This window comes from Streptococcus porcinus (genome assembly GCF_901542335.1).
In the GTDB taxonomy this organism is placed as follows: Bacteria; Bacillota; Bacilli; order Lactobacillales; family Streptococcaceae; genus Streptococcus; species Streptococcus porcinus_A.
Map to the genome: position 1 here is coordinate 1,068,685 of NZ_LR594036.1, position 25,919 is coordinate 1,094,603.

Here is a 25,919-nt window from a genome sequence, read left to right on the forward strand (position 1 = left end):
TCACCTTCTTAGTAAAACTCATCTGGTAAGATAGTTTCGCCTAAGCGAGCATTATCCTTATAATCAATTGGAATATCTATAAGCACTGGGCCGTGTTCTGATTCTTTAATAGCTTGTTTTAAAATTTCTTTAAAACTTTCCTTACTATCCACACGATAGCCTTTAGCCCCAAAAGCTTCTGCATATTTGACAAAATCAACATCGCCTAGTTGAACACCTGCTGAGCGACCATATTTCATCTCCTCTTGAAATTCAACCATATTGTAATGCCCATCATTCCAAATAATATGAACAATTGGTAAATTAAGCCAAACAGCTACTTCTAACTCTTGAGCTGAGAAGAGAAAACCACCATCACCCGATACCGAAATAACAGTTTTATGAGGACGCACCAATGCTGCTGAGATAGCCCATGGAAGGGCAACACCTAAAGTTTGCATACCATTTGAAAAGAGCAAATGACGGGCTTCATAAGACTTGAAGTAACGGGCCATCCAAATATAGTGACTACCAACATCTACTGTTACAGTCATATCATCTTCTGTTTGGTCTTGAAGGACTTCCATGACATCAAGTGGGTGAACCAAGCCTTCAGCAGATTGACGATCAAATTTAAGGTCGCCATCTAAGTTTTTCTTAAGGTTTTGCAAGTATTCCACAGAACCTTGAGGAAGGCTATAGCCATTAACTTCTGGTAATAATAAATTAATAGTATCAGAAATGTTCCCAATCAATTCACGTTCAGGTTGAAAGTAAGTATCAATCTCTGCTTGAAGGACATCAATGACAATCACACGCGCTGAAATTTCAGCATTCCAGTTACGGGCTTCGTATTCAATAGGGTCATAACCAACAGCAATAACCAAATCAGATTTTTTAAGAAGCATATCGCCAGGTTGGTTACGGAAAAGGCCAACACGACCGAAGAAGGTTTCTTCCTCTAATTCACGCGAGACAATTCCTGCCCCTTGAAAAGTTTCCACAACTGGTAATTTAACAGAATCTAAGAGACGACGGATAGAAGCTGTTACTTTCTCATCTGAGGCTCCATTTCCTAAAAGTAGAACTGGTAAAACAGCGTTACGGATGGCTTGCGCTAGGTAATTAATATCTTCCACTGATGCAGATCCTAGTTTGGGAGCTGTTAAAGGCTTGATGGCTTTAACCTTAACGGGACTGTCTGTCACATCTTGAGGAATGGAAATAAAACTAGCACCAGGTTTTCCTGATTTAGCCTTACGATAAGCATTAGCAATAGTTTCTGACAGAGTATCGGCATCATGAACTTCCGCAGAATATTTAGTGATAGGTTCTAGTAAAGCTACATTATTCATGGATTGGTGAGATCTCTTCAGGAGATCCCCACGTTTAACTTGACCACCAATTGCCAGCACAGGATCACCTTCTGCTGTTGCAGTGACTAGACCAGTTGCTAGGTTGGAAATACCCGGGCCACTTGTTGCAATGACCACCCCTGGTTTTCCTGTAATCCTACCAATAGCTTGAGCCATAAAGGTAGCATTTTGTTCATGTCGCGATACTATTAATTGTGGTCCTTTATCTTCCAGTGTGTCGAAAACACGGTCAATCTTTGCGCCCGGAATCCCAAAGATAAATTTCACGTCATGATTAATGAGGCTATCAACGATTAAGTCGGCCCCATATACTTCTTTTGCATTTGTCATGATTATCACTCCTCTATGCATAAAAATATAGTACTTTTACAATACTTATGTTAATAATATAATTAAAATTAATTAAGTAAATTATCAATTTTAGCATGTAAAAAACAACAACAAACATAAAAAACTATTCCGTCCTTTATATTTGTCCTAGATTATAGTACTAATTTTATTTGAAGTCAAATTGATTTTCATTTATTTTCATTTTCATATTTTAAAAAAACAAAAAAGCATTGTTTTTAAAACGCTTTCATAACTCCTGCAAAATTAACAAATGGTTTTGAAAACCAAAAGAAAAAAGTCATGCTATCTTCATAACACAACAAAATATAAGCAGAGTAACTATAGTCAAAAAAGCGGATTTAAAGCATTAAATTGTTGTAAAATATATTCTTTACATACAGTTATAAATTTATTTTTAACAAGAATTAATTCCTTATCAGGAAACTGATTGGTCAAAATAAAGCATTTTCTGGTTGGAGGAAGAATTGGGAGTTGATAGATTTTTAAATTTATTGTATTTAATAAAACCGGGATATTACACTCTTGAACAATCGCCCAATAACCAGTATCTTTTAAAAAATCAATTAATAATTGAATAGAATCTACTTCCAATTTTGGATGTGGAAAAAATTGATTATGCCACTTTAAAAAATGAGCATCCCAATTAAGAAATATTTCTTTTGAATAATCAAGTTTTTTTAAATTGATTGACTTAAAGTTTGAGCTACTATTTGAATCAGTAGCTGTGACTAGATAGTATTTTTGAGAAAAAAGAGGTTGAATTTCTATCCCAGCTGTAGGAATTTCCTGTGATACAAATGCCATATCGATTTCTTTCTTTAAAACTAATTCATACGCTTCTCGTGTTTGGTACGTGAGTATTTTGATATTTGTACCATAATCACGATTCATTTTTTTACAAATATTTGCCACAACAGGAGTTGCATAGCTTGCGATAGTAGAAATCGTCAATGAATTATAACTAGTATTTTTAAAACTTTCAATATCTTCATAAAGTTTAATAATACGACTTGCAATTGGAATAAATTCCTTCCCTCTACTTGTTAAAGTTAACGTTTTTTTGCCTTTTCTACGAATAAATAATTCAAAGCCAAGATAATCTTCAAGAGCTCGAATTCTACCTGTTATAGTTGGTTGCGTTGCAAATAATATTTGAGACGCAGTTGTGAAATTTTTTGTTTCGCAAACAACCAAAAAAGTTTCTAGTAAAATAGCTTCCATAATTCTCCTTCATAAATAAAAAAAACTTATATTTTGCATAAACAAAACCAATTTTACTCAATATTTTTTTAATAGTATAATCTTTTCCATAAACAATCGCAACAAATAACGAGAGAAAAATCCGTCATTAAGTAGTTTAATTGTTCGGCCAGAAATATACTAATCGAAAGACGCAAACTTATTGAAAGTATAGATGACATTTTACATCTTAGTTCGAATAAACTATCGTCTATATTTTATATACAATTGACTATGTAAATAAATTTATAAAGTTTACATTAATTTAAGAATTGTGAACTATATTCTACCTATTTTATATATACTAAAAAAAATAAGCATAAAGGTAATTAATAAATTGAGTAGCTTACATAGTACAGACTTGAAATTATTAGAAGCTCTTTCTGAATTACTTAAGTTCAAAAGCTACAAACAAATTAAAGTTAGTGAGTTAGTAGAAAAAGCAAGCATTAGCAGAAGAGCTTTTTACAATCATTATAACTCGAAAGAAGACTTCCTTGAGGAGGCTATTTTAATAATTTTTGATGATATAACAAAAATATTAAACAATGATTTACTATATGAGTGCGAAGTAGTCGAAAAAGTATTGAAATATATGTATAATCACAAAGGAATTATTCATTCTTTCGTCTACTTTTTCCCAAAAATTGAGATTTTAATTAACGACTATATAAAAGAAATGATTGTTAGTTCTAATATCCCAAATTTAAAAAAACAACTTGAGATTGCTTACGGAGTGCCATATAAATTCGCTCTCGAGATTTATGTTTTTACAATTGAAATTATTATTTTACAGTGGGTAAGAAATGATTTTAAAGAAAGTCCCGAAAAAATTGCTAACTATATTACTACCGTTGTTAGAATTTAAAAGAAAACCGAAGTTCCATATATACTTTATTTCGCGTTTTCGTTTTGCTCACTAACTATAATAAAATCAAATAAAATTAGTTATATCTTCCAACTTTGCAGTATCATTTTATGAATCGCTAACCTGATTTAAGATGACGAAGGGCAATTTTCGAGATTTGTGTTGTTACGAAATAAACAGATAACTTATTGTGAAACGAACCGACTCTGATTATATCGACCAGAGCACAACTTATTTTTCATTGTGTTTTTTATTTTTCAAAGGAGAACCCACAGAGATAGATATACAAGTAGTTATTAATCTCAACGCAATAGTTTTTGCCGATAAGGATAAAATGATAAATATTCTAAAGGTACCAATCTCACTGTTATGGAACTTTTTTTATTCAAAAATATTATCTCGTGATTTTTCAATCACATCTTTCCTCATATTTAATCTTTCTACAAATATTTCTAACCTAATAGCTAGGTTTTCATATTTACCAAGAAATTGACCTATTTCTTCCTGTAGTGTCTGTATTTCTTGTTTTATTTGTTCAATCGAAACTGACTCTACCAAGTTTAATTTTGAAAATTCATATTTTGCAAGTTTGCGCCTTTCTGTTTTTTCACTTTTCAGATTAATAAGCACTTCCGCCATCTTATTTAAGGTGACGATTTTTTCTTGTGCCTGATTAATTTTAATATCTAGCTCTGCTATTTCTGCTACTAGATCATCTTTGAGATCCTGATATTTTTTATTCGTTTCGGCTAATTCAATCAAAAGATTAATCTCAGAAATTTTTTCTTGGAGTTTATCAACAGTTGGTCGTCTATATGGTATCTTTTGACTATCATTGGTCAGTTGCCTGATCAAGGTTCTCCCTTTAATATACTGATTCTTATCCGAATACTCTTTGTTATAAACAAAGTATGAGGTCGTCTCACGGATATAGACTTTATATTTTTTCTGATTTTCTTCTTCAAGGATTTCCAATTGGTAGTTGGGAATGAAAATAAGTCCACTCTGCTTTACACCAAAAGACACCTTGATATAAATGCCTTCATCAACTAGCTTCTCAATTTGGTAGTCTAGAAGCTTCACTTCAAATTCATGAATAGCATCTCGCTTTTCCTTAAATTTTTCAAAGACTATCTCAATTTTATCAGTGGAGATTTTCCCCTTATTACGTACTTCTTGAAAAGCATGGTACTGTTCCTGTGGACTTTCTAATTCTTCTAAAACACTGTCTTCCTTATTTTTAAAATAATCTTGAAAAAAAGTAACATCATATAATTTCTTATCACTAATTTTTTTATGACTCAGACTTATCGATTTCCCATTTTCTTCAAGAGTAAAAGTCACATTTTTTTGTTTTAAGTTAATAGTAAGATTCAATTCGATTGCTTTTTTTAGTAAGTCTTCTAAAGAATTAACACGATTCAACAGAAATTCTAACCGACTTTCAATTTCTTGCTTGGCAAAATGAGTTCTAAAAAAGTCTTCATCATATAAATCTCGTTTACTAAGTTGACGACCACGAATAAATTTTGTCATTCCTCTATCTGTCATCATAAAGCGGCTATGCTTCTGGCTAAAATCAATCTGAACGTGTAACAGCTCTGCTTTTTCTAAAAAATCATCAAAGGACTTGGACTCCTGCATCAAAAAATACAGACGTTGCTTCAATTCAAATTTATGGCTAGACTTCCTATATTTTTGATAGTCACGATACGAGTAACGCTTCTCAATAATTTTCACCCCAGCAATTTTAGAAATACGGTCTGAAATCATACGGAGGTTTCGTTCTAAGACATAATTCCATATCAATTTTTTATCTGAATTACGGTCTATGGAATTAATTAATATGTGATTATGGATATGATTTTTGTCTGTATGAGTTGCTACTATGAACCGAAAGCGACCTCCAGTCAACTCCATTATGGTCTCATAACCAATGCGATTGATTTCTTCTGGTGTTAAATTATCATCAGGAGAAAATGACTGAATCAGATGGTGGGCATGAATAGTTTGTTGATGTTTTTCTTGCCGATCATTTCTTGATTCATACAACTTATCATTATTGATAAAGTTAACATTGTACATTTCAACCATTTCTGAGTAGCTAGGGAAGTCTAAGTAATTGATCATGCCAAAATCGGTCACCAATCTTAGTTTGTCCGTTTTATCAGGATTGAGGATATACTTTATCAAGCGCCTGCGATATTTTTTACCATGCGTCACAAAATGTTTAGTTACTACCATGAAAATCCTTCAGAGCTTTCACTTCCACTTGAAATTCTCTATCTACTTCCCTAATTAACTCTCCAACTCCCTTACTCAAGTTCTGTAATTGTTCTTGAGATATAAGCTGACTTTGATTAATAGCACGAGCAATTTGATTGATGTTATTTCCGATACGTCTTAATTCAAAAACTAACTGATCATAGGTATTAGTGTTAATCATGATAAATGACATATTAGGATTAAGCAACACTTTCCTGGCATAAACAGAGAAGTTTTGACATTTGCTCTTAGCAATACGTTCATTCAATTGATGTAATTCTGAATTAGTTAAAAACACTTTTTTGAGATTGGTACGATAACGATAAACCATAGTATTCTCCTAGCTCATATATTTTTCACGAAACTCTTGACTGAGTAGCTGCGCTTGATTCACTTCTGCAATCAATTCTTGGATACAAATCAAAAGAATGGAGACATGCTCTTGAGTCACTTGATGATTTTCTCTTGCAATAATCAGAACATCATGAACATCACGACTAATCTGCTCAAATTTTTGGGATTGCCAAAACGAGAACCATTCTTTTGCAGTTAATTGTTTTTCGTTATTTATCAATAATCTATCTCTCACAAAGGGTGAAAAGTGACGATAGTTACTAGCCTCCATTATCTTTTCAATCCGTTTTAACTCACTTACCGTTAGATTTACCTCTTTTCGGACAGTACGATAATGTTCCGACATCTATTTTTCCTCTCTTTCATTCTATCTCGGGTAGCACCCGCCCCCGTATGGCATACGAGAAATTCTCTTAAGACTTTGCTCGGTCTTTGCGAGCTCAGATATTGTGTCCACAATATCCCAAAAATCATATCGCCAGCGGATCAAAATCTTCCAGTTTTGACAGCTAACGATAAGATAACTTGGTGGCTCCGCCCCCAAACCCCCAGTAAAAAATCATGGATTGATTTTTTTAGGAATGATATTAGGATAATAGAGGTGATTTGGAAAAGGTATCACACATGAAAAACGAGGGTAAGAAAAAAGAGAGCCGAAGCTCTCAGTGCTATACTTAAGCCAAACTATTATTGTGATTAACTAGTTCTTCAAAAATAATTTGAAATATATCCTTCTCTATAAAACTCCTTAGCATTCTTATATTTTCGAAAGAATTTACATGTTTTCTATAAGTTTCACGTAAACCACAATTTTCTATAATATTTTTATCTTCCTCTGATAGCCTTGACGTTACATTTTCAAATATATTATCAATTACCTGAAGTAGCTCGCTCTCCGTTAAGTTTTGAAATTTTATTTTTAAATCAATTCTAGAGAATATAGGAAGTCCAAGTTTTTCTGCTATTTCTTTATCATTACAAAAATTTGTTGTTAATACAAATATACAGTTAGAAACATCTACAGAGTAATTTATATCTTCCAACTCCCCTTCGTCAAACATTTGATAAAAAACATTGTATAAACCAGTATTTACCTTGTCAAATTCATCAATTAAGACAATGTTTGTTTCTCTTGACAATAAATCTTTTGCCAACGAACTTTTACTATGAGTATCTCCGAATATATATTTATATGCTTCTTCAGTTTGCATCATCGAAAATTGTATTCGTGTCAATCTTCCGCTAAAATATTCACTAATAGTTTTAGCTAACTCCGTTTTGCCAACACCTGAATTTCCGTAAAATAACATGATAAGTGGAGATTTATCAGTAAGGGTGGTTTTCTTTAATAAACCAATTGAAACATCTTTTTTAGCTTGCTGCTGACCTACAACATTGGAAGACAACATATGATTATAAAAATCAACAACTTCTTCTTTATCAATCCTCTTATACTGCGAGCAAATTTCTTCTACGACATCTTCAAACTGAACTCTCAATGAGGTTTCAATTCTTTTAGGTGGGTTTTGAATATAAAGATTTTGAATATCATGTCCTAAAAGAACAATATTATTAAAATTTGATATTACATGGTCAGTTACTGAAGCATAATCATCAGCATATATAACAACATTTTCAATTTGTTCCTTGCCAAAGCCATCTGCAATATATTGTGATGCATTTACATCATTCGCTCTCACAGTAATATTGTATTGACGAATAAGTTCCATGAATGGAGTATAATCTTCAACATCTCTCGATTTTAATAATTCATTAAAATCTCTCTTAGAACCTTTAAAAAGTATAATACTATCCATTTAATTCACCCCTGCAAGTATAACATCATAGACTGGATATTTCATATCTGGGTATGTCATTGCATCTTCTGAAATCCCAGAAAAGGATAAATGAGTACGTCGCAAATTAAACTGTGATTCAAAATCTAAATCATTAATAGTTGTTTCTCCGACTTTTATCGAATAAAGTTTGAGGGTCATTTTTGTTAAATCGTGAATTCGATAATTATTTTTGAAAGAATTGATATTAAAGCGGAAAATTCTTTCAATCTTATGCTCTTTATTATAACCTAGGAGCTCAAAATAGCCTTTTATCTCTCTTATTCCAGTATTCAACTTCGAAAAAGACATAGACACATTTTCCATGCCTTCTATACTTTGACTCCCCTCCATCATTTCTGAAATTGGCGCAATCATAGCAAAATAAGACATCGAATTTTCACTAATTTCTAGAGTATAGTTTTCTGTAATATCAACAAGATAGTTTTTCTTCCGTAATTCTACGGTATCCAAGAAATCATATAATAGAGAATTTTCAAGAATAGTCTTTGCTATTTTGTTTCCTTGGATAGCACCTGAAGTAGTACTTGATACACTTCCTCCACCACTTAGACCTGCCATTTTTTCAAAAATAGTTTTTAATGCACCGTTTTTACCTAGCGAGACTTCCCCAGTGATCTGTGCATCAATGCCTCCTTCCAATGTTGACATTAGCTCAGTTGTTTTTGTTAATTTCCCCTTTGATTCAATCTGTAAAAAATCCATCGCTGTCGATTCATCAAAATAGATTACTTTTTTTATTGTTGTCATTTCTTACTCCCAATCATATTCTTATCTATTAAGTTAGCTAATTTCTCTTCTCCCACCTTCAACATCTCCTCCTCGACCTTACTCCATTCTCCGAAGAGGCAGTCTTGAAGAACTTCTGCTGCGGAATCTTTATCAGTTTCAGAATCATAGATACAAGCCCTATCTCTTTGGTAAATTTGAATTTGTTCAAAGAGTTTCTCACTTTCTAACTCCCTCAAGTTATCAACCAAGTTCTCTACAATCCCATCATGGTGTTCTTTTGGGGTTGCTCTGGCCTGATTGGGATCGATGGCATAAAGTTCTTCGTAACGAATCAAGGTGCTGAGATAGGACAGTTCTGGTTTGGTGCCAATCACTGCTAAGGAAACTTGGTATCCTTTTGATTTTAATAATTGAGCAGTCTGTCGAGGAACTTGAGTAGTTCGTAAGGTTCCTTCAATCAGCAAATGATAACCCTGCGTGCTGAGTTCGTCAACCAGATGCTCTACCATTTTTCCTGCAAATCCCTTGGTATAGTCCACGCTGTCTTTGCCATACTTTTCTTGTAGTGCTAAGTAATTGGGATGCTGAGAACGATAGCTGTCACCATCGATGATAATGATATTGCCTTGAAATTCCTTTTGCTTGATTCGGTGAATAGTTGTCTTACCTGCTCCGCTTTGTCCTCCAAGCAAGATAGCTTTCGGTTTATCTAGAATCGTCTTTCCTCGGGTTAAGGCCCGAATGGTTCGTTGCAAGGCCTTCTGAAACTCAGCCTCACTAAATTCTTCCAATCTCATTAGGCTACCACCCGATGATTCACCATATCTAACATCCGCTCAATACCGTCTAAATAGCCATTGTAACGCTCTATTTCATCGAAGGTATCGACAAGGTAAATTTTAGTATGGATCAATTCGGCCAAGTCATCACTCATGAGAATCCACGGATTCGATTCGTCATCAAAAGCAATATCTTGACTATCCTGGTATCTATAAAGTTGTGATAAAATGGCTGCTCCACGTTCTTTTATCACTTCTATTTTTAAAGTCAGTTGGTAATCTTCAACAGGTGTTAACATCTTGTCCTCTCCTACAATATCGACATAAGAAACATTAAATTTCTGACAAATACGGTCGATGAGTTCTGTTGAAACTGTACTAGTCCCATTTTCATAACGACTTAAGCTATTGCGTGAAATCCCAACCATTTTCGCAAATTCTGGTTGTGTTAAATCGTGTGTTCGACGTAGTGATTTAATATTGTCTCCAATCATAGATAAAGACCTCCTCATATTTGCTTTCATTATACCACAAAAAACGGATAACGCACCAAATATGGTGCATTATCCGTTTTTAGGTTTCTTCGATTGCTTAAACTGCTCTATTCGCTTCTCCAACTGCTCAGTATTCAGTTTATTTTTCGCTTCCTGAATCGACTTATCAAGACTTTGTTCCTCAGTAGTTATATCGTTTCGATATATTTCTACACTCTCACTAGTCTTGAAACTTGGATCAAAAACAACATTTAGGAGTTGTTCGACTTTGGTTAGTTCACTATCTGACATCTCTGATAGCCGATGAATCAGTCGTTTAAATCGGTCTTGATTTTGTCTTTTCTTTTGAAAAAATTTCATTATTTTCTCCTTACATTGTAAAAAGGTAGCCCGCATAGGACTACCTGACTTATAAATCATCAATGGCTACTGAAATAGCCTGTAACTTTTTATTTTGGATTTTCTTTTCATCAATCAATTGATGAAGTTCTTCAATTTGCTTCTGACAGGCGGAAATATCCTTGTTGTTTTGTGCAATGGTGTCTGCCAAGTGCTGTTTGTAGTCACTTGTAATATTTACCTTCTTCGGCTGATTTTGTTTAACTTTTAATTCAGGCGTCTGTACATCTTTAGATTCTGACTCCTTTTGTTTCTGTTCAAAAGCAGCCACATAATCTACTTCTTCAATTGGTTTTTCATCCTGTTTATGGAAAAGTGCTGCGATTTTAGCTCGTTCTTCATGGGATGATGTTGGTTTCACATCATCTAGTGGCTGATCAAAATTCCATGTTTTACTCAATCTGTATCCTCATTTCTGTAATCTGGGTGTAGTGTGGTTTCTTTACCAAAGGCTTGCTCTAGTGCTTCATGAAATGACAACTGACTAGATTGTTGCCGTTTGATAAATGTACTGTACATAGCTGTTTGTAGTTGGTCACGATAGTGTTCCAATTTCTCCGTCTCACGTGAGACCTTTTCTTCTTGCCTAGCAACTTTTTCAGCTAGACGTTCAATCACACTCATAGGGTGTCCTCCTTGTCACATTCTAGATTATGATAGCGGACTTGATTTTGTTATCACAATTCCATAGCACGCTCTCTTTTAGGTGGAGGATGATTCTTAATTGCTTGTATCTGGGCTGACTGAATAAGATTGCTTAAGGATTTTTCTTTCTGTTGTTTCACAATATCATTCCAATCTGACTTTGTTTCAAGTCCCTGCAATGGTGGTAAATCTTGAGAAATCGGAAGTCCTTTATCTGACAGTTTCTGACAAAATTCTCTTCCTGCTTCATCATTATCAACAGCCAATGTTAGCACGTTTGAATGAGTTTGAAAAAAGGTTGTCGTCTCTTGTATTGCCTGAAGATAATGGCTAAGTCTGCTTGGTTTTACTGTATCTAAAAATGCCAATTTCCCCTGTTCCTCTGCTGCTAGACGCAAGGTCTGATAAGCAATTACTGCAAGTTTTAAGCCTTCCATTGACACCAGACGAACATCTGATAATTGCTTTTGGTGAAGCTGATAATAGCTCATCATATCGATAACTGATTCACAAAAAATGAGTCGCTTGGGATTACCAATATCGAAACTAACACCGACATGACCATGAGAGCCTTTCATGATTTTTTTGAGATAGCCTCGATCATGTCTTTCTTCATTTTTGACGAGACCTTGTAGGCTTGCGGCCTGTAAGGTCCCGTTGTGGTCATAGCATTTTAACACTAATACGGGCTCCAATTGATAAGTAGCTTGAGCAAGCAATCCTTGTCTGCCAAAGGTATTAATAGTCTGATCACTTAGGCCACGAACTTCTCTCAAGTAGGTACGTGCTTGCTGAAAGGGTTCTTCATGCAAATAATATTGAAACGGTTGATAAGTTTCTTCTATCAACTTAGCTTGTTCAAAATCCCCAGTTTCAAGATAGGATACAGCCTCTTTGAAAGAAACACCTGTCACTAATTGAACAAAGTCAATTACATCTCCTTGTATATCTCTTAAAAACCATTTGAAAGTATTGGTATCCGCAAAAATCCGAAAGGAATCATGGTCAGGGTGTTCATAAATGTGTCCTGATAAACGTCTGAAGGAATAACCCAGACTTTCAGCCACATCTAAAATAGCTTTTTTTTTACTGTTTTAATTCGTGTCATCTTGTCTCCCTATCAAAAAAGCAGAAGACTGACTCCTGCTAGTTATTCTCACTTGTTGTAGTTCCTTGGATCGTTGGTATGCTGGAATTTGCACCATCTGTGGTTTCTTTCATGTCCTCCAGTTTCCCATTCCAAATGGTCAACTGATTAACCAGGAGCTTATCGGAAACTTTAGAGTAGGACAACATAACCGTCTTGGTTTCTGTCTGAGTGGTTCGTTGTTGTTGCTCACTCAAATCAGAAACATAGGTCACTTGATAGGTAACTTCCGCAAGTGCAACATTGCTTTCTGTATTGACATAGATACTGGCTGATTCAAATCGGTAGTCAAGCATATAATCTTTATAAACTTGATTGATCGCTTTATTCTGATTTGATTCCTCTTCTGAAAATGCCGAGTCCGTCATGTAAGGCTTGATACGAGCGTTATTTTCGCCCAGCTGAACCTTGGTGAAATATTGAGTGAGAAATTCATTGACAAGCTCATCTGATAGGAATGTTGCTCTTTCCTTCTGCTTTTCCTTTGTCACAAGTTTATTGGCTTCTGCTCGTATTTGGTGCTCTGTTTGTTTTGAAACGGATTGCGAGCCAATCGTATAGCCAATCATGACCATAAAACTGACTGCAATTAAACCTCCTACTCCAATCAATAATCGAGCTTTCACTTTGTTTAACATGGCTTACTCCTTTTTTAGTGATAGCCACATCTTAACAAGATTAGCTTGGAAAATTTATCACAAGAAAAAGGACTACCAATCGGTAATCCAAAAACTGTTGTTATAAAGTCTATATTTTTTAATAGTAACTATTCAAATGATAAATAATTTTCAAAAATTATTTTTTCTACCTCTCTTTTAAGTAATTCTTTTTCATAAATACCAATCATTACGCTATTGTAATTTTTAAGTTCCTCATCAATCCCATCCAAATACATATCTAGTGTCAATTGACTTCTCTTAAGATGATTAAGTAAAGCAAACTTAAATTTTTTTTTAAAATCTTTATCTTTGACAACACTCAGATATTGATTCCCTTGACCTTCTGTCAATTTTAAAGTGAAAAATTTCAATAAAGAACCATCGAGACTGTACTTATTACAGCTCGCTTTTTCTTTAATAAGATTAACCATAAATTCTTTTTCATCAAGCTTTTCATCCCTCCACCATTTCCAATGTAAAAGTTTTTCAAACAATAAAACTGAACTTAAAGGTAACTTCCCAAAATCATAAGAGGTTAGTAACTCCATATTCTTCAATAAAAACTCACTCATAGATGAATTTAAAGTTTTATTATCATCAGTGTAGCTAGGAAATAAATTAGGGGTTATAGAAAGCCCTCTTAGGTATTGTTCAATTAAATCTTGTTTTTCCCATTTGTCTTGCAACTCTATACTTCTTAACCCATATGTATGGGTAGACAAAATACTTTGAACTACAATGAGTTTTAATTTAGGAATCCCTTTGAAATCTTTCAAAAACTCATCATCAATAAGTTCAATATCTCTTGTCTCAAATACCTTTTCAAGAACTTCCGCACCAAGACACTTACCATATTCAATCTCAGTGATTATTGAAACCATATTATTATGGATTTTTTCTCTCTCTCCTTTTATTGATGGTAAAACTTTTGATAGAATTTCTATGTAATTTTCAACACTCGAATCCCAATTCCGATTTTCTGGATACAGCAATTGATATAATGCAAATGCCCCACGGTAGTTAACAGACATCGTTTTTACGATTTCTAATAAATTGGTAAAATTTGAAGTACTACTGTCAACATAGTCATAATTATCAGTCAGGTATTTAAAACATAATCTAGAGTAACCAAGCTTATTATCATAGTCTCGAATGACAATCTCATCACGACCTCCAAAAGATTCTAATATTATCTCAGGCTCTCTTAAATTAGGAAGAAATACATCTGATAGATCATCCGAGTCACTATATTTATCAAACAGAATATTCCAAACCTTCTCTTCATATTCATTATAATAGTCTCTGATCTCATTACGTTTAACATAATACTGTCCGCCGTTTTTAAAATGGAAATCAATTTTTATTATATTTGAATGCAATGAGAAATATACGCTATTAGTATCATAATTAGATTCAATTTCAGGGTAGGTCGAAGAGTAAAATACATCCATCTTCTCGATTCTTCTAAAGTCCTCTTTGGAAATCCGAAGACTGGAATCAGAAATTGACTTTTCAAAAACAAATAATTTATCTGTGTTATTTGTTTCCCAGTAACTGCCCCTACTAACATTTTGAGAAAATCTTTCCTGAATTAGATTTACCAATTGTGAAATAGCTTGTTTATTTTTAGCCTTCTCCGCTATTTTTTTAAATATGTAAATATGTATATTATTGATGTCATTATATTCAAACGAATTAATTGAGGGTCTTCTGATTTTCTTATTAAGCTCTACGCCTAGAATGGACTTTTTATTAAAAATACCAATGGATTCAAAGTTATAATCACTCTCTATCCAACTTATATTCTTTTTAATTAATTTATCAAGTATCTGAACATCTAGCTTAAACAATGAGATTGCAAAAGAAATTAATGCATCATCTTCACAATTAAAATGAGAAATTAAATCGTATTTGTCTTTTATAAAGGACTTATAATTGACAATTTCCCATTCCTTATATCCCTCTATGATTTCAATTATTTTAGAACTTGAGGTAGCAAAATAAACAACTTTTAAAAATCTGATCTTATCAGTATTATTCTCAATATTAGATAAATCTATTTTGACTTGTCTAAAATAACTCTCCCTTGCTCCGTAGGAAAATTTTTGTTTGACCAATCTATTAAAATATCTGTTATATCTGTTTTTAATATCCGACTGTATAACGTCTTTCAATCCTCCATCAGTCTTTTTGTTAATTAATATAGTTATTCTAGCTACTTTTAAGCTAAATTTCAAAAGAAAAATAAACAAAATTAATAGGAATCCAACTATAGCTTGCCAAATATATTGATAACGAATATCAACTGATGTGTTAAATTTAACTATAATAGGAATAACAATTGAAAGTAATAAAGAGCCAAAAAATTCCCAACTATTTGTTACATGGTACCAAACATTGCTTTTTGTCAAAAAATCCATTTTTTGATAACCTAAGTAGGTTTGATTCTCTTTATTATCATACTCAGCTATGAATTGTAGAAAACCGACATAAACTCCAAAACTTGCCCATATTGTCAAGACTAGAGAAAATAGTGATAATAAATCTAAATTGATATCGCTAGTTTGAAATAATAAAATCTCATATTGATTGCATACCCAATAAATATAACTCACAATTGACCAAAATAATATATGGGAAAAAATTTTGATTTTAACACCTGAAATCAATTCATCCATAAAAATTGAAAATCTAAGCCAAAAAAACTTCAGAATATAAGACAATACAAAAATAATTATTGGAGAATACAGGATTAATTTTTCGATCAAGCAAAACACCTCTTCTTTTTTCTAATTAATAATGATTATACCTGATATATAGAAAGCATACAAATACCAATATGAGTTTGTCTCTAAATTATCCATATAAATAGGACTACCCAAACACAGGTAGCCCTATTTGTATTCCGTCATTCTACTTTTCACGATGTTGGTCATGAGTCCAAGCACAAGCAGAATATTAAATATAATAAAAAATCCTGTAAAACTCCAAATACCATTAGCTGTTAAATCTTCTGTATAAAGGTAGCTCTCAGTAAATAAGAGGTAAATTCCATAGATTTCAATAAAGACTAATCCACTGATGAGTCCGATAAGAAACAAAGCACCTGAAACTTTCACAATCTGGTAAAGGACAAGCAACATCAGTCCTATTGCTGCGATAATCAAAAGGCTTTGTAGAATTTGCTCCAACATCTTACACCTCTTTCTAGGCTAATTGCTTGCGATAGTAGTCAGCCTGTCTCTTGTCTAAATCATCAAGTTGGGCAACCAAATCAAAGTATTCTGCCTTCGTCACCTCATCTAAGTTTGGAAAATCATTCTCACGAGTTGCGATGATGAGTTCCAGCTGTCCAGTGATTTCACGCTTTGAAAAGCTATAATCAAGAGTTTCATCTTCATACTGTTCCTTTAAAGTTTGGTAGTTTCCCCTATCTTCTGAACTCGTAAAGCCTTGTGACAACCATTCTTCTAGTTGATAACGCATTTCTTCTACTGTTTGACCCATGATCTATTCTCCTTATGTGATTTCTTGACTTCATTTTACCGCGTTCAAAAATATTTGTCAGCCTTTTTTCTTATATCTAGAGTGCTATTTGTTGCTTCTTTTGGGGTGTTGTATCTTCACTAAACTTGGCCAAAGCTGCATCTATCTCCTCAACCTCAATTTCTGCTTCTTTTTCTACCAAGGGAGCCAAAACATCATACTTAGCCTTTACAAGTTGATAATCTTCTTCCATGGGAAAGACTTTTTCAACTTCTACTTTGGCTACTCGTAGTTTATCTTTTAAATCCTTTACCAGCCCTTCTGTCTTTTCTTGGTCATCCATAATATGGTCAATGGCATTACTAATCCGTTGAATGGTTCCCACGTCTGATTTCAAATCAAGGGCGACAGTATACTGGTTATCACCTACAATCATTAAAGAAATGGTTTCTGGTAAGGGCTCACTAAGACCTCGTGTAGTCATTTTTAAATCAAATCCTCTAAAGCTGGCAAGTGTCCTGACTTCCTTGGTCTCTGAGCGGTTATAGGTAATGAGTTTTCGCAGATAGTCCCCAGCTTCAGCACGATTATCCATTGCTTGATTGTCAAATCGCATGACAAAATCTTGCGACTTTGTTGCCAAAGATTGGGCAATATCTTTATCATATTGACTCAACCGTTTTTCCATAATAGGGAGGTGCTTCTCGCAATAGGAAACTGTGTGGCGGTATTCATCTTTTGAGCGATTAAAAGCTCGTTTTTGATTTTCTAAAACTGTCAGTTCATTTTCCAACTCCATTTTGAGTTTGAGGTAAGGGTTTCCAGTTGCCAAGGCCTTAAAGTCAGAAGCCGTCATGGTTTGTTCATCAATATCTTCTGCTGATCTAACAGGATCTTTTGAGGTCATTATCTGAGTGATATACTTGAGCTTGTTCTCCTGTGTCTGGCCGAGTAGGTCAGAGGTCTCACGACCTCTTTCCCCTCTAAGAACCGTGCATGAGAGTTTCCCCTCACACGGCTCAAGCTTCTATAAGTCCTCGTTAGAGAACCAGCGTGTTTTCTTTTATATTTTTATGACAAGTAGGGTGTACCAATGTTTTTATTGGTTTATGGTCTTTCACTGTTTGATGAACTCGGAAATCTGTTTCCTTGGTGATTTTCAATTCGCAAACTGGACAAATCCCTTTTTGTTTATAATATAGTCCGTTAATCACACGTCTTCCTTTTAGTTCTTGTCGCATTTGCTTTTCTTGACGTTCCTCAAAATACAGTTGCCATTGTTCATCAAATGGGTTTGCTTCCGCCTTAATTTTAATATGTCGGCGAATATCAGTATCAGAAGCATATTTCAGGCGAAGATAGAATGGTTCGCCATTTTCCATTGTATCAGCAGTTGGAACACTAAAAATCCAACTACGGCTACCAAAAGTATGGAAATATTTATTAGCAACCCACTTTCTCCCCTTTTTAGGATGTCTTCGGACACACCACTGCCATAGACATTGATAGATATCAAAATCAAGTCTTTGAAATGCTTCTGATGAAACGTTGTGCTTTTGGTAGTTAACCCAACCTATGATAATAGGATTTAGCTTACGGATTAACAGCTCCTGTTTCATCGACGGGTTGTTTTTGATAATATCCCTGATTTTCGAAACAATACTTTCGTAATTCTTTTTGGAAGGTTTGGTTAGTAATTTTCCGTCGTACATTCTAATGTTTACGCCCAGAAAATCAAAGCCATCCGTGATATGAGTTATCAACGTTTTTTCTTCAGATAACTCCAAACCACGTTCTTTCAAGAACTCAATAATGACTGGTTTAACCTCATTTTCCAATAGTTCCTTACTGACACCAGTAACAATAAAGTCATCCGCATACCTAACAAAATTAATTTTTGGTGCATAGACCTTACCATTAACCTTTTTCTTTCTAAATGTTGTTGAAAGTTTTCTCTCAATACCATCTAGTACCATATTTGAAATGATTGGTGAGATTGGTGAACCTTGAGGACTTCCAAACTCTGTTGGAAATAACTTTCGATTTTCGATATAACCACTTTTCAACCATTTTCCAAGTATTGTCTTGTTCATTGGAATGTGTTTCATTATCCACTCATGACTGATATTATCAAAACATCCTTTAATGTCACCTTCTAAAACCCACTTAGCAGATTTTTGCTTACTCAAAGCTGAGAAACATTGTTCAATCGCATCCTGTGTGCTTCTTTTAGGTCTAAAGCCATAAGAATTAGGGTCTGCTGTTGTTTCTGCAATAGGTTCTAGGGCGAACTTAAACAATGTCTGCATTGCTCTATCTATCATCGTTGGAATACTGAGGGGTCTTTTCTTACCATTTTTCTTAGGAATATAAATCCGTCTTAGTGGTTTTGGACGATAGCCTTTGACCTTTAATTTCTTGATTGCTTGATATTTAGCGTTAGGTGTTAACCATAACTCTTTATCAACGCCACTTGTCTTTTTACCTTGATTTTCAGTGACATATTTCACTGCCAAGGCTTTTGCATAGAATGAAGTCGTTAGTAAATGTTGGAGTGATTTCACTCGGTTGAATTTACCCAACTTCCACGCTTTCACAATACGCATTTGTAGTTTTTTAACATAGATTTCAGCTTTCACGAAATCAATATTTTCCCAACTGTTGGCTATGTTAGTAGTAGCACACATTTTACTGTTCATTTGCTTTCTCCTTTCAAAAATTCTACAAGTTCTCTTGTGATTAGAAACCGAATGGAAGTCTGCACTCTTTCGAGTTGAGGCAAATCTTGAACCTCTATCCATCTCATTACAAGATGGCATTCGCTTTTTCCATTTTCCTATACCTGCACTGTTATCAGCATTTCTTACGATTTGCCTTGCTAGAAGCAATAATACAGGCTTACCATGTTCCGCTTAATGAACAAAATGATAGGTTAGGCTCCACCTCTCTGCCGGCAGTCATCTGTCCGTGTAACCCCTCTATGGAAAGGGTTATCCGACTGCACACCTTTTGGTTCAGGCTTATCAGCAACTTTAGCCTGTTCAACTTAACGACATTTAACAGTGGTTCACATTTGTTAGCCATACTATCAAGCCTAGCTCCCTAACCGCTTTGTTGCTAGCAGTATCGGTCTCCCCTCACGGTTCAACCTTAAAGTAGGGCTACCTTACGTATCAGCTTACCACATGGCGAACATGCAGTTGATACTTGGCTCAACTAACGGAATAGTTGGTCTGGTCATCATGCCAGACAGTTCAATTAAGCGACTTCATGTCGCACCCAGAGGTAATTATCAAAACTCCCTTTGGTAATGTAGTGATAAATATCCACCTCTTGGTGCATATTCCCTTGTCGAATCAGTCGTCCATTTCGCTGGATAATGTCTGAGGGTCTCCAAGGAACATCTAAGTGGTGAACAGCTTTCATGCGTGATTGCACGTTTAGCCCCGTTCCACCTTTTTCCGTAGAAGCCATGAGAATCCGTACTTCCCCACTATTGACCTTTCTAGATAGTGAGTTTTTCTTTTCATCAGTATTGGCGTCATGCACAAAGGCAATTTGTTCCTTTGGTATACCTCGATCGACTAGCAAGTCCTTAAGTTCATTGTAGACATCAAACCCTTCTTCCTTACTTTTAGGGGTTCCAATATCAGAGAAAATCATCTGAGTGGCTTTGTTTTCAGCTCCTTCACGGTAAATCCGCTCGACATTATCAACTACTTGAAGGATTTTCTGATTATCCGATAAGGAATAAGCAGGGTCAATCAACCGCATATCAATAGCTAATTTTCTGGCTTCACCTGTGATTTTAAGCATGTTATCTCTACTTGGATCAACACTACCTGACTTGATAGCGTCTGAACGCTCTACCAGTTCTTCTAAATAGTATTTCTGAGCTTGTGTTAACTCGCTTTCCACCGCAATAATCTTGGCTTCAGGTACAGGTAAATCAAGCATGTCTGAAGTCTGAATGTCTGCTGTTTCCTTGTAAATTCGCATGAGTTCAGGCAAGTTGACAAATTTCTTAAACCGTTTCTTAGGTTGGTATTTATCACCTGTCGGGGCTAGTTCCATAGAGTTTTCGATATTCCCAAAAGCACCAACCCAAGAGTCAAAATTGGATACCTGGTATCGTTCCAAGACATCAGGTTGAATGTAATTCATCATGGTGAAAAGTTCACTAATGGAGTTTGAGACTGGTGTTCCTGTCGCAAAAACGACATTTCTATCACCATGCTCTGCCTGAACCTGTCTCACCTTCATCTCCATGTCTACGTTCTTTTTTGAAGTGGTATTGGTAATGCCAGCGACATTGCCAAGTCCAGTGATTGGACGGATATTCTTGAAATGATGAGCTTCATCCACAAAGAGAAAATCAATGCCAAGGTTTTCAAATTCAATAAAGGTATCTCGTTCCAGTTTTTGGAGTTCTTCTAGTTGGTGTTCTAGTCCCTTAATCGAACGCTCTGCTTCTTTAACTGTATAGTCAGAATCACTTCCTAGCTTGATTTCTCTGAGTTGCTCCAGCTTGTCATTGATATAGGTAACCTGCTTCTCTCGACTCATCGGTATTTTCTCAAATTGTGAATCCCCAATGACAATGGCATCATAGTCGCCTGTGATAATACGTGATACAAACTGTTTGCGTTTGGCCTTGGCAAAATCTTTCTTGGTGGTCACATAGACTTTCTTAGTAGGGAAAAATTTCATGATTTCTTGACCAAACTGAGCAGTCAAACTAGAAGGAACCACATAAAGAGGTTTATGTACCATTCCGAGTTCTTTCAATTTGAAACCAGCTCCAAGCATGGTCAAGGTTTTTCCAGACCCGACTTCATGAGCTAGGAGGGCTCGTTTTTCCTCCACAATCCGTTGAATGGCATTCTTTTGGTGAGGGCGTAAGGAGATATTCTGAGCAAGTCCATCAATGGTTAAATGACTACCATCATAGGTCTTAGATACTGTACGATTGTAGAGCCTATTATAGGTATCTTCAATCATTTGTTGGACTTCTGGATACCTTGCCACATAGTCTTGAAAGAGTTCTTGGAGGTGTGTTTCCTTGGCACGTAGGACCGTTGTTTTCTCCACATCCGTCACATTCTTTTTCTTATCCCCTTCGACAATTTGTTTTGTGATCGTTGGTTGATTGGAATTCAGGAGATTTTCAAAGATTTTTCGACCACTATCATAGCGTGAAGCAGGGACACCTAAACTCCTATCCGTTGCGTTGGAATAGGTGTAGGCAAACTTAGATTGGTAAGTGATAACCCCGTCAATGGGACTGACTTCAAGGACTGTCGCTACTTCTTGGTCAGACAGTTCATAGCCTTTCCCCATAAAGGTTTCTTGGGCAAATTTTCCATAAACAGACAAAGGAATCCAGCGTGAACCGATTCGATAATCAATGTCTGCTAAAGTAATGCGTGCTGGTTTGATAGCTTCTAGAAGTCCTGCATAATGCGGCCAGTTAAAGTCCTGATTGCCTTGTTTCACAAATAGGTCCACCACTTCTAACTTGCTAACGACATCACCTGACAGGAAGTCTTGGCGAGAAACATAAGTCAACTCACCTCTCAAATACATTTCTGGATCTGGCATAATATAGTCCCCTAATTCCTCGATCAAAACTGCCTTAGAATCAACCTGATAGATGGACATCATATAAGCAAAATCAACACCACGACCGTCTGCTAAACTGGAATTTAAGGCATCAAGGGCAGTATGTACCATTTTAACCTCTTTTTCAGGACGCACTAGAGCCTTCTCAAAAGCAAGGGATTTGGTATAGATAACAGACTTTCCACTCGAATCCAAACTTTCATCTTCCAAACTAGCAAGAAGCGAATATTTATCATCACTATCAAAAAGATTACGATTCACTGCACTGTTCAAATACCCATAGCGTTTGACAAAGCTATCATAGGTACGATTGAGCTTGCCTAATAAGTCGTTGAACTCGCCTTTATCATAGTCATAATAGCGTTGAATGGCTATGACTTCTTGATAGGCATTACGAATGTCCACCATTCCTTTGATTCGTGCTACTTCTTTCTCAGATAAGGGAGCTTCATAGAAAACTGTCTTTTTATATAACCCTTTAAACTGACCACGTTTTGCTGCATCATCTGTAACATAAACATCTAGAGCAGTGCTATCAGTTACTTCTAAGGCATTAAAGCGATCAATCTGCTTTTGGGAATGCTTGGTGTCCCAGGCTTTGAAGTTACCATCTTCATCGACATAGTAACTGATTTCTTCCGTCTTGGTCCCCACTCGAATGCCTTTGTTATCTCGATAGTAAACTGTTGAACCCTGATACCCAAAACTGTACTGACCTAGATTTTCTCTAATATCAGGTGGAATGGAGGTATCAATCACTTGTTTGGTCAATACATCTGGGTTAATGATGACCTCATTTCGATCAATCTCTCTTGGGGCCTTAACATGGTTTAGAGCAGTTTGGACACTTGCGATGAGGTTATCACTAGTCCCCTTAACAGAAAGTGTTCCACCGTTAAAGTTTCTAACCTCATAGGTTCCTAGCACTTGGTTATTGTATTCTCCATCAAAGTAAGGATTGAGCCAAATACGGTTGTCCTTGTCATAACGAATAGACCCTGAAAAGGCTAAGTCATCTGCCACATAGCCCTTGTTCAAGTGTTTCTGGAAGAACAACATATCCGTTGTGACATTGGTTCCGGCAATGGCCTTAAAGGCGGTATCAGGCAAGCGAACCCCTCCAAGAAAGTCAGTTGTCTCACGAATATCTTGTAAAATGTTTTCGGTTCGCTTATCCATGGTACCTGTTGAAGAGATAATGGCTACTTGCCCACCATCATGCACCAAATCAAGGGATTTTTTAACAAAATAGTCATGAATCATATAAGGCTTATCGTACCTGTTATCCGCAATTCGAAGATTGGCAAACGGCACATTTGAAATCACCAAATCAAAACTATCATCATTAAAAGCAACCGTCTCAAATCCTTTGACCTCAATATGGCTATTCGGGTGAAGGTGTTTGGCAATAGCTCCTGTAATGGTATCTAACTCTACGCCATATAGCTCACTCTTTTCTCTTAAGTGTTTGGGCATAGCCGCAAAGAAATTCCCTGTTCCCATGGAAGGGTCTAGGATTTTACCACCTGTAAAACCATCTCTTTCCAACTTATCCCACATCTGACGGATAAGGGCAGGGTCTGTGTAATAGGCTGTCAGAGAGGACTGTTTCATATCTGAATACTCTTTATCTGTGACTAAGCCTTTCAGTTCTTCTCGTTCCTTAGAAAATTTTGGATTATAGTCATCAAAGAAATCATTGGCAAGTCCACCCCAACCCACATACTTGGCAAGGAGTTCTTGTTCACTTGGACTTGCCTGTCTGCGTTCCGTTTCAAGTGTTTTAACCAAACGAATTGCAGCAATGTTTGTCTCAACCTTATCTCTAGCAGTCTTAGGATAAAAGTCCGTCAAATCTTCTGGGAAGTAGAAATCCGTTGCTGGAATATCTGGAATCGTTCCGACTACTTCCCCTTCAGGAATTTGACTATCTGATTCTTCAAGATCAGTATCGTTATGACCTTTTTCTGAACCATCTGGATCCAATAATCCAATACTCTGACCTGGCTCCTCTTCCAAAAATGAAAAAAGATTTAGTTCTTGGTCCGCTCCTTCTAACTCTATTTGTGGTTCTACCTTTGGCTGATGAAGTGCCTGACTGACTTCTTCCCAAGTTCTCACATAAAGAACTGGATTTTGTTCAATGATATCCGAAAAGTCATTGACTAACTCAATCCGCATCAAACCGTTTAATCGAGCATCACTGACCGACACGACCTCAAAGTTCTGTCCCTTATAGGAAACCAATGACCCAAGAGGATAAATGTCCAAGACCGTCTGAACAAGTGGATTTACCGCAAATTCTTCATCAACCACTACTTTCGTCTCAGTTTTCTCTAGCTTGCTTTTCCAATCTCTAAAGGTTAAATCTGGCTGATTGCCTTTATCTTTTTCAAATTGTTCCGCGTCTTCTCTGCTAAGTTCTTGGTGTAAAAAGGCGTAAGCAATTTGTCGCAGCTCTTCAATGGAAAGCTGGCTACCAAAGAAAAATTCAACCTTTTCATGACTTAGCCCCATTTGGACTAGTTCTGTCGCAAGGGCTAGTTGAGTTACCGAGGCATTGGGATAGCCACCTAATAAAGCAAGATCCGCATTTTTCAAACGAAAACGACCTGCCGCATCCAATAAAATACCGACTTGGTCTGGATCAAACTGAGATAAATCAATCCCTAGCTGAGTCAGTTTTTCTTGATTTTCTATCCTAATAACTTGCCCAATTTTTTCTAATTCCTTTTCTTCGACCGTAGTCAGCGTTCGTTTTAGCTCATAGGGACTGCCATCAGCTTCTAGATAGGTAAGTAACTCTTCTCCTTCAAAGATTTGTGTCATCTCCATCTCAGTATCGAAATCACCTCGTCTAAAACTTGGGACTTTGGAACGTTCATTTCGAATTTGGTCAAAATAGGTTAGTATCTCAAATTTATGTCGTAAAGATAACTCTTCATAAGCTGGCAGATGACTTGTTTTTCCTGTTTGAACATCTAGTTGAGACAAATCTACATCCAAACTTGCAATGATAAAAGAACCATCTTCTCTAAAAGATATTGCTTGATTACTACTAGCTTTGTGCTCATCAACAGTTTCTACATTTTCTAGAACAGTTTCATCAACTCCTGTTTCAAGCTCAGGCTCGTAGGTCAAGAGAAACTGTTCAATATCTCGGCTGATCCTATCCGCTAAATTATTAGCCACACGATAAACATTGACCAAATTTGCTCCCTTACTCTTTTGTAAGAGTGAATTAGGTGATGTGGTTTGGTAGTGACCGTTTGAGTCTAATAATTGAAAACGAGTGGCCAGATTAAACAAGGCCACTTCTATCACCAAGTCTTTTTCAGACGGCGATAGTTTGTCGAGTTTTTGGAGACCAGTTTGGCCGAATACTTGTGTATAGGTCAATAGATCATGAGCAGTATCATAAGGACTAGCCTGGACAAAAGCTGAAACATCTGTCTCAAAGTGAAGTACCTGAACTGGTCTGATGTTTGCTTGCCTATTGGTTAAAAACTGACGAATAAGACTATCCCACTCCTCATCAAAATGCTCAGCTTGGTAATATAAAAAATCCTCAAGCAAGGCTCTATCACGAGGAATGGTAGCCCGCAACATCTGTAGTAAAACTTCTTGATTCATTCGTTCCTCCCATCAAAAAAGAGCTGAGATTCTAT

Annotated in this window: 19 protein-coding genes and 2 pseudogenes; 1 reads left to right on the plus strand and 20 read right to left on the minus strand. The window is 35.7% G+C overall.

Features of this window, described 5'->3' with window-relative positions:
- Positions 1-8: 8 nt before the first annotated feature.
- Entirely contained in the window at positions 9-1,685 is a 1,677-nt protein-coding gene (alsS, locus tag FGK96_RS05055) for an acetolactate synthase AlsS (RefSeq protein WP_138081954.1), read from the minus strand.
- A 345-nt stretch (positions 1,686-2,030) separates the two neighbouring features.
- Positions 2,031-2,927, minus strand: a complete 897-nt coding sequence (locus FGK96_RS05060) for a LysR family transcriptional regulator (protein WP_138081956.1) — start codon at positions 2,925-2,927, stop codon at positions 2,031-2,033.
- Positions 2,928-3,282: 355 nt separating this feature from the next.
- Between FGK96_RS05060 and FGK96_RS05065 the strand changes: the two genes are divergently transcribed.
- Positions 3,283-3,813: a TetR/AcrR family transcriptional regulator gene (locus FGK96_RS05065; RefSeq protein ID WP_138081958.1), complete on the plus strand. Its 531-nt coding sequence runs from the start codon at positions 3,283-3,285 to the stop codon at positions 3,811-3,813.
- A 381-nt stretch (positions 3,814-4,194) separates the two neighbouring features.
- Here FGK96_RS05065 and FGK96_RS05070 read toward each other — a convergent pair whose 3' ends face one another.
- The 18 genes and pseudogenes from FGK96_RS05070 to FGK96_RS05165 all read right to left on the minus strand — a co-directional run bounded on the left by FGK96_RS05070 (position 4,195) and on the right by FGK96_RS05165 (position 25,884).
- On the minus strand, positions 4,195-6,057 hold the full coding sequence (locus FGK96_RS05070) for an SAG1250 family conjugative relaxase (RefSeq protein WP_138081960.1): 1,863 nt from the start codon (positions 6,055-6,057) through the stop codon (positions 4,195-4,197).
- Positions 6,044-6,409 (minus strand): MobC family plasmid mobilization relaxosome protein, encoded by a 366-nt coding sequence (locus tag FGK96_RS05075; protein WP_138081962.1) that lies wholly within the window; start codon positions 6,407-6,409, stop codon positions 6,044-6,046. Before FGK96_RS05075 ends, FGK96_RS05070 begins: the two co-directional genes overlap by 14 nt.
- Positions 6,410-6,418: 9 nt before the next feature.
- Positions 6,419-6,778 carry an SAG1252 family conjugative relaxosome accessory protein gene (locus tag FGK96_RS05080; protein WP_138081964.1) on the minus strand — a complete coding sequence of 120 codons (360 nt, stop codon included), beginning with the start codon at positions 6,776-6,778 and terminating at the stop codon, positions 6,419-6,421.
- Positions 6,779-7,106: 328 nt separating this feature from the next.
- Positions 7,107-8,249, minus strand: coding sequence for an AAA family ATPase (locus FGK96_RS05090; RefSeq protein ID WP_013851910.1), 1,143 nt, complete (start codon positions 8,247-8,249; stop codon positions 7,107-7,109).
- Positions 8,250-9,038, minus strand: coding sequence for a DUF6414 family protein (locus FGK96_RS05095; protein ID WP_013851911.1), 789 nt, complete (start codon positions 9,036-9,038; stop codon positions 8,250-8,252).
- Positions 9,035-9,817, minus strand: coding sequence for a type II toxin-antitoxin system toxin PezT (gene pezT / locus FGK96_RS05100; RefSeq protein ID WP_138081968.1), 783 nt, complete (start codon positions 9,815-9,817; stop codon positions 9,035-9,037). The genes FGK96_RS05095 and pezT overlap by 4 nt, the downstream gene beginning before the upstream one ends.
- Positions 9,817-10,293, minus strand: coding sequence for a type II toxin-antitoxin system antitoxin PezA (gene pezA, locus FGK96_RS05105; protein WP_117508719.1), 477 nt, complete (start codon positions 10,291-10,293; stop codon positions 9,817-9,819). The genes pezT and pezA overlap by 1 nt, the downstream gene beginning before the upstream one ends.
- A 69-nt stretch (positions 10,294-10,362) precedes the next feature.
- Positions 10,363-10,653, minus strand: a complete 291-nt coding sequence (locus FGK96_RS05110) for a hypothetical protein (protein WP_172601598.1) — start codon at positions 10,651-10,653, stop codon at positions 10,363-10,365.
- Between the two features lie 49 nt (positions 10,654-10,702).
- Positions 10,703-11,092: a DUF5945 family protein gene (locus FGK96_RS05115; protein ID WP_138081972.1), complete on the minus strand. Its 390-nt coding sequence runs from the start codon at positions 11,090-11,092 to the stop codon at positions 10,703-10,705.
- The gene (locus FGK96_RS05120; RefSeq protein WP_138081974.1) at positions 11,089-11,316 is read right to left on the minus strand and encodes a DUF5965 family protein; all 228 of its coding nucleotides are present in this window, start codon (positions 11,314-11,316) and stop codon (positions 11,089-11,091) included. The genes FGK96_RS05115 and FGK96_RS05120 overlap by 4 nt, the downstream gene beginning before the upstream one ends.
- Before the next feature lie 53 nt (positions 11,317-11,369).
- Positions 11,370-12,445: pseudogene (locus tag FGK96_RS05125) on the minus strand (DNA primase).
- Between the two features lie 38 nt (positions 12,446-12,483).
- On the minus strand, positions 12,484-13,122 hold the full coding sequence (locus FGK96_RS05130) for a peptidylprolyl isomerase (RefSeq protein ID WP_138081976.1): 639 nt from the start codon (positions 13,120-13,122) through the stop codon (positions 12,484-12,486).
- Positions 13,123-13,250: 128 nt separating this feature from the next.
- Positions 13,251-15,911, minus strand: a complete 2,661-nt coding sequence (locus FGK96_RS05135; RefSeq protein WP_138081978.1) for a hypothetical protein — start codon at positions 15,909-15,911, stop codon at positions 13,251-13,253.
- Positions 15,912-16,037: 126 nt separating this feature from the next.
- Positions 16,038-16,337 carry a DUF5966 family protein gene (locus tag FGK96_RS05140; protein WP_138081980.1) on the minus strand — a complete coding sequence of 100 codons (300 nt, stop codon included), beginning with the start codon at positions 16,335-16,337 and terminating at the stop codon, positions 16,038-16,040.
- 13 nt (positions 16,338-16,350) lie between these two features.
- A complete protein-coding gene (locus tag FGK96_RS05145) occupies positions 16,351-16,650 on the minus strand; it encodes a DUF5962 family protein (RefSeq protein ID WP_138081982.1) in 300 nt (99 codons plus the stop codon).
- 76 nt (positions 16,651-16,726) lie between these two features.
- Positions 16,727-17,581, minus strand: a pseudogene (locus FGK96_RS05150) (hypothetical protein); the annotation flags it as partial.
- An 88-nt stretch (positions 17,582-17,669) separates the two neighbouring features.
- Positions 17,670-19,328 (minus strand): group II intron reverse transcriptase/maturase, encoded by a 1,659-nt coding sequence (ltrA, locus tag FGK96_RS05155; RefSeq protein ID WP_138081984.1) that lies wholly within the window; start codon positions 19,326-19,328, stop codon positions 17,670-17,672.
- A 559-nt stretch (positions 19,329-19,887) separates the two neighbouring features.
- A complete protein-coding gene (locus FGK96_RS05165; protein ID WP_138081988.1) occupies positions 19,888-25,884 on the minus strand; it encodes an SNF2-related protein in 5,997 nt (1,998 codons plus the stop codon).
- Between the last annotated feature and the right edge of the window lie 35 nt (positions 25,885-25,919).

Excerpts from the sequence above, each read along its gene's own strand:
- alsS (WP_138081954.1), bottom strand. The coding sequence starts at position 1,685 with ATGACAAATGCAAAAGAAGTATATGGGGCCGACTTAATCGTTGATAGC.
- FGK96_RS05060 (WP_138081956.1), bottom strand. The coding sequence starts at position 2,927 with ATGGAAGCTATTTTACTAGAAACTTTTTTGGTTGTTTGCGAAACAAAA.
- FGK96_RS05070 (WP_138081960.1), bottom strand. The coding sequence starts at position 6,057 with ATGGTAGTAACTAAACATTTTGTGACGCATGGTAAAAAATATCGCAGG.
- FGK96_RS05075 (WP_138081962.1), bottom strand. The coding sequence starts at position 6,409 with ATGGTTTATCGTTATCGTACCAATCTCAAAAAAGTGTTTTTAACTAAT.
- FGK96_RS05080 (WP_138081964.1), bottom strand. The coding sequence starts at position 6,778 with ATGTCGGAACATTATCGTACTGTCCGAAAAGAGGTAAATCTAACGGTA.
- FGK96_RS05090 (WP_013851910.1), bottom strand. The coding sequence starts at position 8,249 with ATGGATAGTATTATACTTTTTAAAGGTTCTAAGAGAGATTTTAATGAA.
- FGK96_RS05095 (WP_013851911.1), bottom strand. The coding sequence starts at position 9,038 with ATGACAACAATAAAAAAAGTAATCTATTTTGATGAATCGACAGCGATG.
- pezT (WP_138081968.1), bottom strand. The coding sequence starts at position 9,817 with ATGAGATTGGAAGAATTTAGTGAGGCTGAGTTTCAGAAGGCCTTGCAA.
- pezA (WP_117508719.1), bottom strand. The coding sequence starts at position 10,293 with ATGATTGGAGACAATATTAAATCACTACGTCGAACACACGATTTAACA.
- FGK96_RS05110 (WP_172601598.1), bottom strand. The coding sequence starts at position 10,653 with ATGAAATTTTTTCAAAAGAAAAGACAAAATCAAGACCGATTTAAACGA.
- FGK96_RS05120 (WP_138081974.1), bottom strand. The coding sequence starts at position 11,316 with ATGAGTGTGATTGAACGTCTAGCTGAAAAAGTTGCTAGGCAAGAAGAA.
- FGK96_RS05130 (WP_138081976.1), bottom strand. The coding sequence starts at position 13,122 with ATGTTAAACAAAGTGAAAGCTCGATTATTGATTGGAGTAGGAGGTTTA.
- FGK96_RS05140 (WP_138081980.1), bottom strand. The coding sequence starts at position 16,337 with ATGTTGGAGCAAATTCTACAAAGCCTTTTGATTATCGCAGCAATAGGA.
- FGK96_RS05145 (WP_138081982.1), bottom strand. The coding sequence starts at position 16,650 with ATGGGTCAAACAGTAGAAGAAATGCGTTATCAACTAGAAGAATGGTTG.
- ltrA (WP_138081984.1), bottom strand. The coding sequence starts at position 19,328 with ATGAACAGTAAAATGTGTGCTACTACTAACATAGCCAACAGTTGGGAA.
- FGK96_RS05165 (WP_138081988.1), bottom strand. The coding sequence starts at position 25,884 with ATGAATCAAGAAGTTTTACTACAGATGTTGCGGGCTACCATTCCTCGT.